The 13343-nt window shown below is 52.1% G+C and carries 12 protein-coding genes; 2 read left to right on the forward strand and 10 right to left on the reverse strand.

Annotated features, from left to right (window positions below; translation table 11 throughout):
* The 7 genes from AC4IE8_RS09000 to AC4IE8_RS09030 form a co-directional block, all read right to left on the reverse strand.
* Entirely contained in the window at positions 1–3282 is a 3282-nt protein-coding gene (locus AC4IE8_RS09000) for a type I restriction endonuclease subunit R (RefSeq protein ID WP_490790834.1), read from the reverse strand.
* Positions 3283–3291: 9 nt separating this feature from the next.
* Positions 3292–4518, reverse strand: a complete 1227-nt coding sequence (locus tag AC4IE8_RS09005; RefSeq protein WP_490790835.1) for a restriction endonuclease subunit S — start codon at positions 4516–4518, stop codon at positions 3292–3294.
* 24 nt (positions 4519–4542) lie between these two features.
* Positions 4543–4773, reverse strand: a complete 231-nt coding sequence (locus AC4IE8_RS09010) for a hypothetical protein (RefSeq protein ID WP_490790836.1) — start codon at positions 4771–4773, stop codon at positions 4543–4545.
* Positions 4774–4926: 153 nt separating this feature from the next.
* A complete protein-coding gene (locus tag AC4IE8_RS09015) occupies positions 4927–5400 on the reverse strand; it encodes an endonuclease domain-containing protein (RefSeq protein WP_490790837.1) in 474 nt (157 codons plus the stop codon).
* Between the two features lie 208 nt (positions 5401–5608).
* Positions 5609–7153, reverse strand: a complete 1545-nt coding sequence (locus AC4IE8_RS09020) for a type I restriction-modification system subunit M (RefSeq protein WP_490790838.1) — start codon at positions 7151–7153, stop codon at positions 5609–5611.
* Between the two features lie 5 nt (positions 7154–7158).
* Positions 7159–7728: a restriction endonuclease subunit S gene (locus AC4IE8_RS09025; RefSeq protein WP_490790839.1), complete on the reverse strand. Its 570-nt coding sequence runs from the start codon at positions 7726–7728 to the stop codon at positions 7159–7161.
* Positions 7729–7780: 52 nt separating this feature from the next.
* Positions 7781–8062, reverse strand: coding sequence for a hypothetical protein (locus AC4IE8_RS09030; protein WP_490790840.1), 282 nt, complete (start codon positions 8060–8062; stop codon positions 7781–7783).
* 283 nt (positions 8063–8345) lie between these two features.
* Here AC4IE8_RS09030 and AC4IE8_RS09035 point away from each other — a divergent pair, with 283 nt between their 5' ends.
* Positions 8346–8999, forward strand: a complete 654-nt coding sequence (locus tag AC4IE8_RS09035; protein WP_490790841.1) for a type IV toxin-antitoxin system AbiEi family antitoxin domain-containing protein — start codon at positions 8346–8348, stop codon at positions 8997–8999.
* Entirely contained in the window at positions 8992–9834 is an 843-nt protein-coding gene (locus AC4IE8_RS09040) for a nucleotidyl transferase AbiEii/AbiGii toxin family protein (protein WP_490790842.1), read from the forward strand. Before AC4IE8_RS09035 ends, AC4IE8_RS09040 begins: the two co-directional genes overlap by 8 nt.
* Before the next feature lie 182 nt (positions 9835–10016).
* Here AC4IE8_RS09040 and AC4IE8_RS09045 read toward each other — a convergent pair whose 3' ends face one another.
* From AC4IE8_RS09045 to AC4IE8_RS09055, 3 genes are all read right to left on the reverse strand, one after another.
* A complete protein-coding gene (locus AC4IE8_RS09045) occupies positions 10017–10913 on the reverse strand; it encodes a hypothetical protein (protein WP_490790843.1) in 897 nt (298 codons plus the stop codon).
* Between the two features lie 131 nt (positions 10914–11044).
* Positions 11045–11680 carry an MlaC/ttg2D family ABC transporter substrate-binding protein gene (locus AC4IE8_RS09050; protein ID WP_068994524.1) on the reverse strand — a complete coding sequence of 212 codons (636 nt, stop codon included), beginning with the start codon at positions 11678–11680 and terminating at the stop codon, positions 11045–11047.
* A 136-nt stretch (positions 11681–11816) separates the two neighbouring features.
* Complete coding sequence (locus tag AC4IE8_RS09055) at positions 11817–13172, reverse strand: transporter substrate-binding domain-containing protein (protein ID WP_490790844.1); 1356 nt, start codon at positions 13170–13172, stop codon at positions 11817–11819.
* Positions 13173–13343 lie beyond the last annotated feature (171 nt).

Raw genomic sequence — 13343 nt, forward strand, 5'->3', positions numbered from 1 at the left:
CTACGCTCTGTGATTCAGACCCACACGGGTAATCTGAATCACCTCTTCGATGATGGTTTTCGCCTTCTCCATGCCAAACAGCTTGAACAACCTCGGTAACAGGCCTTTGCGGATCTCCGCTTCGATACTCTGGGGGTTCAAAGAGTGTTCGGCGACCGCCTTATCAACCATCTGATCAATGGCAAGGGCCTCATCCACAAAAGGCTGGATTTTCACCGGGTCGTCATCGCTGAAATGCTCCGCTCCCAACACCAGGCGCATAACGCCATAATAGGCCTTGGCGTGAGGATTACCGTCCAGCGCCCCGGGGATACCCTCCACATCTTTTGCCTCAACCTTCTTTTCAAAGGATTTAAACAGGGCATACTGCTTCAATGGGTGATCAAACAGCGCTTCGGCTTCAGCTATGGCCTGCTTGAGTAATTCAGAAAAAACCTGCTGCGCATAGGGGTCCCCCGCCAGCTCCTGCTCAATGGTCTTTTTGATCCGGGTGCGGATCAGATCGGTCTCATTGCGGGTCTTCTCCTCGGACCAGCTTTCCGGCTCTTCCTGCCCGAGTTCACTGACCACATAGACCCCTTTTGGCTCCTTGACCTCGTTGCCCACAACCTGTTTATCTACCAGACGCCGGATCTGCGCTTCGTAGCTGCTGTAGTCCACCGTCTCCTGAGCGTCCTGGCGGGCGGTCTTGCGCAGGCTGGAAAAGAAGCGCAGATCATCTTTGTAGGTCTGGATGGTCGCCTCGCTGAAGCTGGCGTCTTCGAAGAACGAACGGGAGGAGAGCGCCAGCTTCAGACACAGACCAAATTCCGTCAAAGCCGCATAGAAATCATCACGCACCTTTTGCCGAGCGTCATAGCTATTGCCGTCGCTGTCTTCCTGATAGTCAGGGATCAACACCTGACGGAACTGCTCCAGGTCACGACGATTCTTCACCCTGGCAAAGATCGACCAGAGCCGGTCATGCAAACGGGGCAACTGTTTATACTCGGCGCTCATCTGATGGTAGAGGCCGTCGATATCGTCAATGTCGTAGCCCCCCTGGGTGCGACTGGCCAGATCCTGAAACTTTTCAATGGCGCTATCCAGCTCCTCCAGAATACCCCGGTAATCGATCAGCAGACCGTACTGCTTCTCCTCATGCAGCCGGTTGACCCGAGCAATGGCTTGGATCAGGTTGTGCTCCTTCAGCGGCTTGTCGATATACAACACGGTGTTGCGAGGCTCGTCGAAACCGGTCAGCAACTTGTCCACCACGATCAACAGATCCGGATCGCCCACTTCGCCGAAATCCGTTAATACCGCTCGCTCATAACCCTCTGCATCATGACCGACATGTGCTTTCCACCATTTCTGTACGAGTGGGATCTTAGACTCGTCCACCGCCTCGTTGCCTTCGCGGCTGTCCGGCGGCGAGATCACCACCGCACTGCTCACCAGCTCAGTGGCATCCAGGCACTGCTTGTAGCGAATCGCCGAACTTTTGCTGTCGCAGGCGATCTGCCCCTTCAGCCCCAGGCCCAGCTTCTTGATGTTCTCGTTAAAATGGAGCGCGATGTCCCAGGCGATCAGCTCGATGCGGTTACTCGACTTGTAGATCTCCCCCTTACGGGCGTATTTCTTCTTCAGATCGGTTTTCTGCTCATCAGTCAGCCCGACGGTAATCTTATCGAACCAGTTGTCGATGGCCTTATCATTCACCGTCAGCTCCGGCTGACGCTCCTCATAGAGCAGAGGCGTTACTGTGCCATCCTCCACCGCCCGCTGCATGGTGTAGGCATGCAGGATGGGGCCGAATTTGTTGGTTGTCTTGTCGTTCTTTAATAGAGGGGTGCCGGTAAAAGCGATATAGGCCGCATTGGGCAGAGACTTGCGCATCCGCTCATGGTTTTCCCCGCCCTGGCTGCGATGGCCCTCGTCGATCAACACGATCAGCTTATCCGAAGGGTTGTAGCACTCCGGCTGTTTGGAGGCATTATTGAACTTGTTGATGATGGCGAAGATGATCCGCTCACTGCCCTGGCCGATGCGCTTGGCCAGATCCTTGCCGGAACGGGCCTTGGCCTTTTCACCCTCCTTCTTAGCCGCAATGATGGAGCCAAAAGCACCACCGGAGAGAAAGGTATTGGCCAGCTGCTTTTCCAGGTCGACCCGGTCGGTCACCACCACAATACGGCAATCCTTCAGCGAGGGATGCAGTAGCAGCGCCTTGCAGAGCAACACCATGGTGAACGACTTACCGGAACCTGTGGTGTGCCAGAGCACACCCCCCTCGCGGCCGCCGCCGGGGGCGCGCTGATTGACACGTTTGATCAGCGCCTTGATGCCGAAAGCCTGGGGATAGCGGGCGGCGATCTTGCCCACTTTACGATCGTAAAGCATGAAATAGCGCACGAACTCCAACAGGCGCGATGGGGTTAACAGACTGATCAGCAGCCGGTCCTGTTCGTTCGGCAGCTCCTCACCGGCCCAGAGCTGTGCAAAATATCGACGCAGCTTTTCGGGTTTATCGGCAAACAGAGCAGTAACTGTTTCTGGTTTCAGCGGCCGATTCTTGATCTTATGGAAATGGTCTTCAGAAAACTCCTCGTCCTGCCAGCACGCCCAGAACTTCTTGATAGTCCCGGTAGCGCCATAGCGGCCATCGGTACCACTGATCGCCAGCAACAACTGAGCATAGACGAAAAGATGGGGGATCTCATCGCCCCTCTGATTGCGAAGGGTCTGGCTGATCCCCTCTTCTGTCATGCGTTTATTGGGATTGCCCCCATCGGGCCGCTTGGCCTCGATCACCACCAGGGGCAGGCCATTGACGAAGGCGACGATATCGGGTCGGCGGGTATGGGTCCCCGATGTGCTGAGCACCGTCATCTCCTCAGTGACCAGCAGGCTGTTGTTAGCCAAGTCGTCCCAGTCGATGATCGGAATGGTGGGAGCGTGTTTCTTGCCGTCGATGAATTCGGTCACCGTTACGCCCAAACAAAGCTTATCGTAGAGTCGCTGGCTGGCGCTTAGCAGGCCTTCATTCAAGCCGGGGGAGACCAATTCGCGCACGATCTGCTCGATGGCGTTAGGGGAGAGGGGATAGGTTTCACCCTTATACTCGAAGCAGCGTTTTTTCAGACTCTCGATCAGCTCATCTTTCAGCACCACCGAACGGTTGTCGCCACGCTTGTTTAAACAGTCTGTTGGGGAAAGATAGTCCCAGCCTAGGGCCAGCAGAGTCTTCAGGGCCGGGATGTGGCTGCTGTATTGTTCCTTGATTTCGGGTAGTGCGGCCATGACGAAACTTTAAGCCACACTCTTAGCGGCTTTAGGATTCTTTATTTTTACTCGGCGTTTGCCGGTGAGAAGTTGCTGCATGAGGGCTTTTTTTTGAGTACGCAAAAGATCTAGTGACGCGCTTAATTTGTATATCTCGTTTGCGGCGCAGTTAAGTACCCCTGAAATACGCAGTTGCTCTTGCTTCTCTGGTACGAAAAAAGTCCTCTTTTCGAAATCTTTTTTTGAAAGCTCAAGAAATGTAGAGCCGCAGGCATACCGCACAAATTCATGCTTAAAATGTTGGGTTAGGTAATATATAAAGTCACTATCAAATTCCTGATCTGGAATGAGGCTCTTGAATCCCTGATTTGTCGTAATACGCTTCTGCGCAATAGCTGAATAGCCGATTGTTGCACGTGTACAGACTAATAAAGCACCAACCGGAAGCAATATTGCAGAACTCTCTTTTAGACCTTTTTGTGTAATTTTCCGCTTGGTGTCACTAATGTAGTTTGTTTTCAGTGCAGTTATATCAGTTGGCGTTGTCCATAAAATCTCACCATCCCAATAGTCTGGATTACTCGTATCTGGTGTCCCACCAGAAACAACTTTTCCCATATCTTTTATAGACACTTCTCTCCATTTTTTTCTAAATCCTGGAATCCGCCTCTTCCCCGTCAACAGTTTCTGCATCAGCGCCTTTTTCTGCGCCTTGCTGTTTTCAATCAGCTTTTCGGTGGTTTCAATGGCCTTGTCCCAGATGGAGAGGATTTGGGCGATTTTGGTTTGTTCGTTGACTGCAGGGATATTTACCGGGTAAGCCTTGAGTTGTTCGGTGTCCAGTCTGCCGGTTCCATGTCCGGCAGTATTCACTAACTGTCTAATACCGTTTTTGTTACTGGCTAACAGATATAAAAGGAACAGTGAATCTACGCCTGGTTTTGCAATAAGCGCCTTGATATCCTGATTGAAAGCAATATCTCTCGTTGCAATTCCGACTGGAAAGTCTTTTAGCAAAGTCATACCGCGAACAAGAACCAGTACTGCACCTTGAGGTGCAATTTTTGCCGCTAAAAAACCGGCATCAGTCAATGTATCGATACTATTGCTGATAAAGTGTGTCTTTAAGTCTTTAGCAGACACCCACGGATGAGAACCACCCCAGTAGGCAGAGTTTCGCTTACTTGGAGTTCCTCCTGACTTCAAGATTGCCAGGCTATCGATTTCCGTCGCCTTCCACCCTTCAGGCACCATAGCCCAACTCCTTCAAACACCCACTCATCTTCTCATCCAATCGGCGAGTTGTTTCTTTATCTCATCTCGCTCCTTATATACTGCCATCAGATTGATCTCCTCCTTTTCGAAAGTATCGACATAGCGAGGAATATTGAGGTTGTGGTCGTTCTTGGCGATCTCATTTTGATCCCCCTCTCCCGGAGGGAGAGGGGACGTTCTGTTTGTGCTTTGACCATAGAAATCATATGCAAGCCTCTCAAGATGTTTTTCCATTTCTTTTTTAATGGTTTCATTGGGACATCAAACACAAGGAGAAATAAAAAAAACATACTCATATTTCTGCAATCCACTGCTGGCGGAATCCCGAAAACCGAACAAAGGGTGCAGTGCGGCATCAGTGGATCGTCATCGAATCGTCTCTGCCGTTCAGCTCAGATCGTCCCCTCTCCCCCCGGGAGAGGGACAGGGTGAGGGGTCCTGAACAAGCACTTGTTCTATCTGTTCTAACACTGCCTGTGTGTTATACAGGATTTCATGATTCCAGAATCGTAGCACTCGATACCCCATACTTTCTAATCGATCGCTTCTTTTAAGGTCATAGGTTTCTTGCTCGCTATGTTGTCCGCCATCCGCCTCAATAACCAATTTCGCATCGAGACAGACAAAATCAACAATATAAGGCTCTATGATCACCTGACGCCGGAATTTGCAGCCTGCCAGACTTCGCGCACGAAGATGCCGCCACAAACAGCGTTCGGCTTCTGTACTTGTCCTGCGCAACTTGCGGGCATACTCATTAAGCCGTTTTGACCCCCTCTCCCTGTCCCTCTCCCGGAGGGAGAGGGGACGCTCTGGCTGTACTTTGACCATTAGCTGACATCCTTCCATCTGAATGGGCATATCCTTCCCATGAGCACAATCTCGAACATACTCCAGGTTCACTCTCAATACACTCGGCGCTGGTTTGTGCAAACTGATATTTGCTTAGTCGCTTGAAACAGCTCAGCCATCTCGGCCTGGGAGAGCCAAACAGAGCCATCTTGATCCCGCAATTCTATCCGGGAAAGCCCGTCGTCTGTGGTGTAAAAAATCAGATCCCCTTCAGCCATTAATACCCCAGCTCCTTCAAGTAACCGTCCATCTCCTTCTCCAGCTTGACCAGTTCCGCCTTCAGTTTTTTTCTATCCTCCCGCACGGCCTGTAGATCGATCTCCTCCTCTTCCTCGAAGGTATCTACATAACGGGGAATATTGAGATTGAAATCGTTCTCCCTGATCTCATCCGGTCCTGCAAGGTAGGCGTATTTGTCGACATACTCTCTAGCCTTGTAGGTGGCGACGATCTTGGCGATGTTTTCGTCGGTGAGATGGTTCTGGTTCTTATCATCCCGGTACTCCCGGCTGGCGTCGATGAACAGAACCTTGTCGTCCTGTTTCTTCTTTTTAAAGATCAAAATCGCGGCGGGAATACCGGTGCCGTAGAAGAGCTTTTCCGGCAGGCCGATGACCGCGTCCAGCAGGTTTTCTTCAATCAGCTTTTTGCGGATCTTACCTTCGCTGGAGCCACGGAACAGCACACCGTGGGGCACCACCACGCCCATGCGCCCTGTTTTCGGCTTCATGGTTTCGATCATGTGCAGGATGAAGGCGTAGTCACCTTTGGTCTTGGGAGGAACACCGCGGCGGAAACGGCTGTGTTTGTCGTTTGCGGCGCTCTCATGCCCCCACTTTTCCAGGGAGAAGGGGGGATTGGCCACCACCACATCGAAGAGGAGCAGATTGTCCTGCTTGTCGAGCAAGCGCGGGTTGCGCAGAGTGTCACCCCATTTGATAATGTGGTTGTCTTCGCCGTGGAGGAACATGTTCATCTTGGCCAGAGCCCAGGTACTGCCGATCGCCTCCTGGCCGAAGAGCTGGTATTGCTTCGAGCCCTTAACGCGCTTTTTGATCTGGCGGCCGCACTTCATTAACAGGGAGGCGGAGCCGCAGGCGGGATCACAGATGTCATCACCCTTTTTCGGCTCCACCAGTTCTGCGATCAGCTCCGAGACAGCGGAGGGGGTGTAGAACTCCCCGGCCTTCTTGCCGGCACCGGAGGCGAAGCGGTCGATCAGGTATTCGTAAGCGTCGCCGATGATGTCTCTCTTACCCACCCGGCTGGGGCGCATATCAAGCTCGGGCTTGTTGAAATCCTCCATCAGGTGGCGCAGTACGTCATTCTTCTGCACCTCGTCTCCCAGCTTGGTGGTGTTGAAGGAGATATCCTGAAACACACCGTGGTCTCCATCGCGCAGCTTGCTGCTGTTACTGTCTTCGATGGCGTGCAGGGCCTTGTCGATGCGCTCTCCGTTGCCCGGCTCGTAGCGTTGCTCATAGAGGGCGTAGAAATTGGCTGACTTGGGCAGCACAAAGCGTTCATTCTTCAGCAGCTCTTCAATCAACTCCGGACTGTCGCCATGCTGGGCTTTGTAGTCGTTGTAGTGGTCCTGCCAGACATCGGAGAGGTACTTGAGGAACAGCATGGTGAGCAGATAGTCCTTGTAGACAGCGGAATCGACGGTGCCGCGAAAGGTATCGCAGGCGGCCCACAGGGCGCTGTTGATTTTGCTCTGGTCGATGCTGTCTTGAGGGACTTTGCTCTGCTTTGGGGACATGCCGCTTATTGCTCCAAAAGATTATGAAAGATGCCGTTGAGCATTGTTTCACGATTGTCGAGCAGTTGCTCGGTGACTTCTCTCTCCCGCACCCACAGATCATGTAGGGTGACGATCTTCTGCTGGATCTCCAGGGGAGGCGTGGGGATCTTCAACTGCTGCAAGGATTGTTTGTTCAACATGGGAATGGAAGAACCGGTGCGATGACTCAGGAAATAGTGCTGCGCGGTCTTCTGGTTCAGATACCAGGCGAGAAATTCAGCTGTCATCTGCGTGGTTTTCGTTTTCAAAACATAGAGTTGGCCAGTTACCACGACCGGTTCACCGCCCTGTAGAATCACCGCATTATAGTGCTCCCCCCGTGTCGGCAAAAGAATATCATCGACAACGGCCGGGACAGGTTCTCTATCACTCTGCCATTTGATGCGCGGTAACTGATCGGAGGTGATCCGGGTCCGGCCTTTGAGGTCCTTGATCTGCAGCACAGGATAATCCCCGTCGGGATCTTCTTCAATCCTGCCACGGAAGGCGTGTCCGGTACGAATGTCGGCGATGGAATGCAAGAGCTTGCTCATAAGGTTCTGTCCATTTGTATCAGTGGCCATCCTTGGCCTCTGGTTTCTCCTTTTACACGTTACAGTTGCTGAGCTGCTCTTTCAGCCAGCGGCTTAGCTCATCATCGAGGCCGGTCCATGCGGCCTCACCTTGAAGACGCGTCACCAACAGACGGTCATCTTGATCCAGGGCCTGATTCAGATAGTCCCGGACCTGGGTAGCACTTTGCTGGGTGGTGATTAACCAACTGGACTCCAGGGCATGGCAGTAACCGTTATAGTTTCTGATAAGCTCATAGAGCGCCTCATAATTACGCTGCTTTCGCAGATCGTAGCTGATCTGATACACTTTCATACGTTCAGTTTCCTTATATCAATTGTCTGAGATTGAACAAATGCGGCAGGCTGCAACCTGCCGCTTACCCCACCCTAACGATCTCTACTCAAATTAAATTCAGTAGAAGACCTACTGTAAAGTGGTTATGTGTATTCTGCCTTCTTTATGAAAAATGCCAAGTATAAATAACAGTAGAATATCTACTGTAGTGATTGAATTATTAGAAATAGAAGGTAAACTTTCAAATTGTGAAAGTTTCTAGAATTATTTATATAGCAACAGAGAGAAAAGGGATTCGGTGGTGCAGACACTGACGAAGCAGGTTATTGAACTCGGCCTGACCAACCGGGTACTGACGGACACCCAGCTTGCGCGACTGCTGGAAGGTACGCCACAACGCCGCCACAATCTGGTAAACCGCGCTATCAAAGCTGGCGAGCTACTGCGCCTGCGCCGAGGCAGTTATTTGTTGGCTGATCAATTCCGCGACCATCCCAGCCACCCTTATGCATTAGCTCAAGCCTTCATGCCTGGCAGTTACGTATCGTTTGAAACAGCCCTCGCACATCATGACTGGATTCCTGAAGCCGTCTACACGACAGCTTGTGTAACGCCTGGCCGCAAATCATTTGAATACACTCACCCAAAGTATGGCCATTTCACCTTTTCACCACTAGCCCTTCAGGCAGGCTACTTTCTGGAAATGGTCGAACGGGTGCAGATCTCCAATCAAACCATGCTGATCGCCCAACCTTTTCGAGCGCTGATGGATCTGGTGTGCTTACGAAAAACAGAGTGGCAAGGGATGACCTGGCTAATTGATGGAATGCGTATCGAATACGAAAATCTGCGACAGATCACCGGCGCGGATATCAGGACTTTAGCACTGGTTTATAAACAGAAGCGGGTCAATTCATTTCTCACATCGTTAGCCAAGGAGTTAGGCAATGATTGAACTCATTCAACAAAGATTGGATCGATACAAAATCGTAAACCCGGTTGAGGAAGAACAGGCAATCAAGGAGATCCTGCAAGAGATCGCCCTCTATTCTTTATGGCAAGCAGGATTTTTTGAGGTAGCCGCCTTTCAAGGCGGAACCAGCCTGCGCATTTTACACGGCCTACCCCGCTTCTCTGAGGACCTGGATTTCATTCTCAAAACACCCGACCCGGATTTTGAATGGAATACCTACCTGGAAAGACTGATGAGTGGACTCGAGGTGTTCGGCTTAAGATCCGAAGCGGTTAACAAAAGCCGCATGGATCAGCGCGTTAAGAAGGCTCTACTTAAAGACAACTCAATTGGAAACCAACTCAACCTAGCCTTTTACCGGGGCAATGAACATCAAAAGCTGAAAATCAAGCTGGAAATTGATATCAATCCGCCGGAAGGCTCAGGGTTTGACTACACCTATCTCGATTTTCCATTGGATTTTGAGGTCTGTCATCAGGACCTCAGCAGCAACTTCTCACTTAAAATTCATGCACTGCTTTGCAGACCCTATGTTAAAGGGCGCGACTGGTATGACTTCAATTGGTATGTGAAGCAGAATATTCAACCCAACTATACCCACTTACAAGCAGCCCTCAATCAATATGGACCTTGGGAAGGACAAAACCAGAAGATTGACAAAACCTGGCTGAATCATGCCTTGTTGGAAAAGGTCGCGGCAATCGATTGGACTGAGGCCGCTGAGGATGTAGCACGCTTCATTAGCACCGCTGAGCAGCAGAGCTTGCAACTCTGGAGTAAACGTTTTTTCGGGAGCAAAATAGAAAGACTTGGGTAATTAACTTGCCATCAGGCGCGCGGTAGTTAACACCAATGAAGTAAGGGGGCGTCTGGCGCGTGCTTAAAGCGTATTTGGTGGGGCATGGCCCCACCTACAAGCCATGGATTAAATGAGGAGCCTGGCGTTTACGCTAAGAGGGATTCGGCTCTCCCCATTCCAATCAATTGGCAGTCAACCTATCAATAGCTGGGATCCCAGAAGTTCCCCTGACCATAAGGCGCCGGACCATAACCATAGCCGGGATACCTGGGGGCAGGCATCGCTCCAGGATTGCCATAGGGGCCCTGACAGCCGTGACCACAGGCTTTGCCATGCCCTGGCCCCATGCCGTGCCCTCGACCCATACCATGACCCATGTGTCTTCTGTGCATCGCATGGCAGGCGGCACGTTCTTCATCCGTCATCCCTTCAATCACCACCTGATGTTTTGCCCACTCCTCTTCCATCGCCTTTTTACGGGCTACCCATGGCGGCGTCTCAGGCATTTCGATACCCTGCTGCTGCGCCTGTTCACGCATCTTCTGATAGCGCTCCTGACGATAGGCGTCACGCTCCTCCGGACTCATGTTCATCATCTTCTCATGGTGCTGACGACGCTCATCCATCGACGGTCTGTTAGCTTCCATCTGCGACATCCGCCAAGGCGGATGGGCCGGCAGCATGACACCAGCCTCTTCCGCACGATTGCGTAGCTCCTGATAGCGGGTCTCCCGCTCCTTCCAGCGTTGTGAATAAGCGTTATCCGCATCGGTTGCTGCCTCAGCTTCCACCACCGGCTCTGACGGCATACCGGTTTCAGCTGCAGGCGCCTGATCCCCACCAGTCGCCTCACCCTGCCCCATCTCGGCCGCCATGGTTTCACTCTGATCCGTTTCCGGCGCAGGCTCAGCTGTTTGCGCGTCAGCTGACACAATCGGAGCCAGCCCGGCAGCATCAGCCTGCACCGCCTCTGCCGTCTCCCCGGCCTCACTCTGGGCCATACCACCACCCTCCTGGAGGACTTCTTCTGCATTGATAACAGCGCTAAAGGGCAGCAGAGAAGCCACCATCAGGGTCAAGAGTTTTTTCTTATACATGCTCAGATCTCCTTTGATGATCCAGATTGGGATAAGGGGATTAAACCGACAACCGGACAGCCGCTGACCAGCCTACTCCCCCCGGCTGATTCTCGCTCAATCAGGGTACCTATCCAGTTGTCACGTTTAAGTCAGTTTACCGAGGCTTCAGGCGCCTCTTGTTTTTCAGTTTTCTTATTCTGAGATTTGAGTGTAGCAACCTTTTCGGCAAGTTCAGCCAGTAACCCGTCCATTCCCTTGTTTTTCACCAGGTTTCTGAATGACGTGCGGTAGTTACTGACCAGACTCACACCATCCACTGCCACATCGTAAGCATACCAGTCATCATTCCGGAAACGTAACTTGTAACTGACCGGCAGCTCTTTATTCGAGGCCACGATGTAGGTCTGTACATTCGCCAGCTTGCCCTTCAGGCGCTCACGCCCCATGCGCACCTCCTGATTGGAATAGCTGTCCATAGCGGAATAGTAGGTCTGTTCGAGCAATTCACGAAACAGCGTAATGAACTGTTCCCGTTGGGGTGCCGTGGCCTTACGCCAGTTGGCCGCCAGTATCACCTGGGACATCGACTCATAGTCGAAGCGCGAGCGTACGATGGTTTTGACCATGTCGCGACGCTCCCCCTTATCCAGGTTCTCATCCTTAAGGATCTCGAGAATTTTATCCACCGTCTCTTTGACCCGCTCTGATGGCGTAACCTTGGCGGCAGCAGGCAGACTGGTGGTAAATGTCAGTGACAGTAGCAAAATTGAAAACAATCTCATCATCGATCTTATCCCTTATTATTTGGCTGGTTGTTGAGACAACGGTTTTCGCGAAAGGTGCTCGGGCGATCCTGCAGTGAATGCAAGTCAGATCCCGGCTGCAGACTGCAAAACAGTGCCGGTTGCCCGAGTATCACCGCTATTCCCCGCTCTCCTCATCAGAAATCGGCGCGGTGGTTGGCACAATTGACAAATGTTGACGTTTTGAACCGCCGGTATACTGATCGATGCGCCAACAGATGGAGACCCGCCTGGCATCTTCATTGTCTTCCGCCCCGACGATATGACTGTATTGCAACAGCACCATTTCCGTCTCATCAGGAAGTATCAATCGGTAACTGATTTTACTCGGCTCGATGCTGTTCTCGACAAACAGGGGTGATACGAGCTCCCGGTCCTGTGGGTGCACCAGCTCCAGAAAGGCGTCGGAGGTCGGCTGAAAATCCCCCTCTTTCATCCCTACGAGTGCGAACATATCCTCCTCCCACAAGCACTCGCCCTTGGCAGGATCCCAGGCCCAGCTCGCACAAGGCAGCACATGGTTGGTAAAATCGACCTGACGGCGCAGGCTCTTGGCTCTGCTTCTGTAGCGCTTGGTCTTGTGCTTGAGCTCCAACAGCTTATGTTTCAGCAACTCTTCCCGTTTGCGCAGCCGTTTGATGGAGCGTCGGGTTTTAGAGCGGTGGTGTTCCAGGCCATGCTTTGAACGCCTGTTGACTATCCAGATCAGTATCAAACTCCAACTGATCAGCAACACCCCCCACAGCAGATTGACAAAAAAGCTGGATTGATTTGGCAGTGTATTCTCAACCTCAGGCCAGTTGTTCCAGATCTCATGCAGTTCATCCAGGCTGAGACGATCGATCGCTTTTTGCAGCAAGCTGTGCAATGCGGGAGTAGCGGCGTGGGTGACCAGCGCCACATCCATGGTCAGATCGAGTTGCTGGGTGACTTTCAGTCCTTTGAAGCGCCCCCCGGCGAGAAGATATTCGACACTGGTGGTATCTCCGAGATAAACAGGCATCCGTCCATCCACGACCGATTGCAAAGCGCTCTCAAGCGATGCAAAAGACCGCGACTTGATGCCGGGAAGATAGTGGGGCAACAGCTCTTCCCAGATCGTTCCCGTCGTCACGGCGACTTCCTGCCCTTGCAAACCGGCGATCTCCTTCACGGAGAGCTTCTGCTTTGCATAGAGGGCGGTAGGCAGGGAGATATAGGGACGGGAAAAGTGTAAATCGGCGGGGGTTGTAGCAGAGTGGACCATCGCCCCAATCAGGTCGATCTCGCCACTGCGAAGGCCCTCCACCAGGGCATCGACCGAGTTGTAGTTGACCAGGTCGAGATTGAGGCCAAGCTTGGCTGCCAAAGCACGCAGGTAGTCTGCCGCCAAGCCCATCGTCTGTCCAGCCTCGAAATAGAGAATCGGCGCGCTGATCTCAACCACACCAACCTTGAGATTCTGTCGATCATCCAGCCACGCTTTCTCTGCCAAACTGTATCGAGAAACCTGAGCAACTACCTGCCCGACTAGAAACAGTCCCAGCAGACCTATGCCCAATTTAATCAATAACGTCCTTGAACTCACCGCTTAACTCACCCCATTACCCCGACTTTTACAGACTATTCCATGATCCGAGTCATCTGCCAAGATGGATTTGCGGAT

The sequence above is a fragment of the Candidatus Thiodiazotropha sp. AKAK2 genome, from assembly GCF_058244685.1.

What these genes read in the sequence shown, in the direction of transcription:
- AC4IE8_RS09000 (WP_490790834.1), bottom strand. Translation starts at nt 3,282, where the DNA reads ATGGCCGCACTACCCGAAATCAAGGAACAATACAGCAGCCACATCCCG.
- AC4IE8_RS09005 (WP_490790835.1), bottom strand. Translation starts at nt 4,518, where the DNA reads ATGGTGCCTGAAGGGTGGAAGGCGACGGAAATCGATAGCCTGGCAATC.
- AC4IE8_RS09010 (WP_490790836.1), bottom strand. Translation starts at nt 4,773, where the DNA reads ATGGAAAAACATCTTGAGAGGCTTGCATATGATTTCTATGGTCAAAGC.
- AC4IE8_RS09015 (WP_490790837.1), bottom strand. Translation starts at nt 5,400, where the DNA reads ATGCCCATTCAGATGGAAGGATGTCAGCTAATGGTCAAAGTACAGCCA.
- AC4IE8_RS09020 (WP_490790838.1), bottom strand. Translation starts at nt 7,153, where the DNA reads ATGTCCCCAAAGCAGAGCAAAGTCCCTCAAGACAGCATCGACCAGAGC.
- AC4IE8_RS09025 (WP_490790839.1), bottom strand. Translation starts at nt 7,728, where the DNA reads ATGAGCAAGCTCTTGCATTCCATCGCCGACATTCGTACCGGACACGCC.
- AC4IE8_RS09030 (WP_490790840.1), bottom strand. Translation starts at nt 8,062, where the DNA reads ATGAAAGTGTATCAGATCAGCTACGATCTGCGAAAGCAGCGTAATTAT.
- AC4IE8_RS09040 (WP_490790842.1), top strand. Translation starts at nt 8,992, where the DNA reads ATGATTGAACTCATTCAACAAAGATTGGATCGATACAAAATCGTAAAC.
- AC4IE8_RS09045 (WP_490790843.1), bottom strand. Translation starts at nt 10,913, where the DNA reads ATGTATAAGAAAAAACTCTTGACCCTGATGGTGGCTTCTCTGCTGCCC.
- AC4IE8_RS09050 (WP_068994524.1), bottom strand. Translation starts at nt 11,680, where the DNA reads ATGATGAGATTGTTTTCAATTTTGCTACTGTCACTGACATTTACCACC.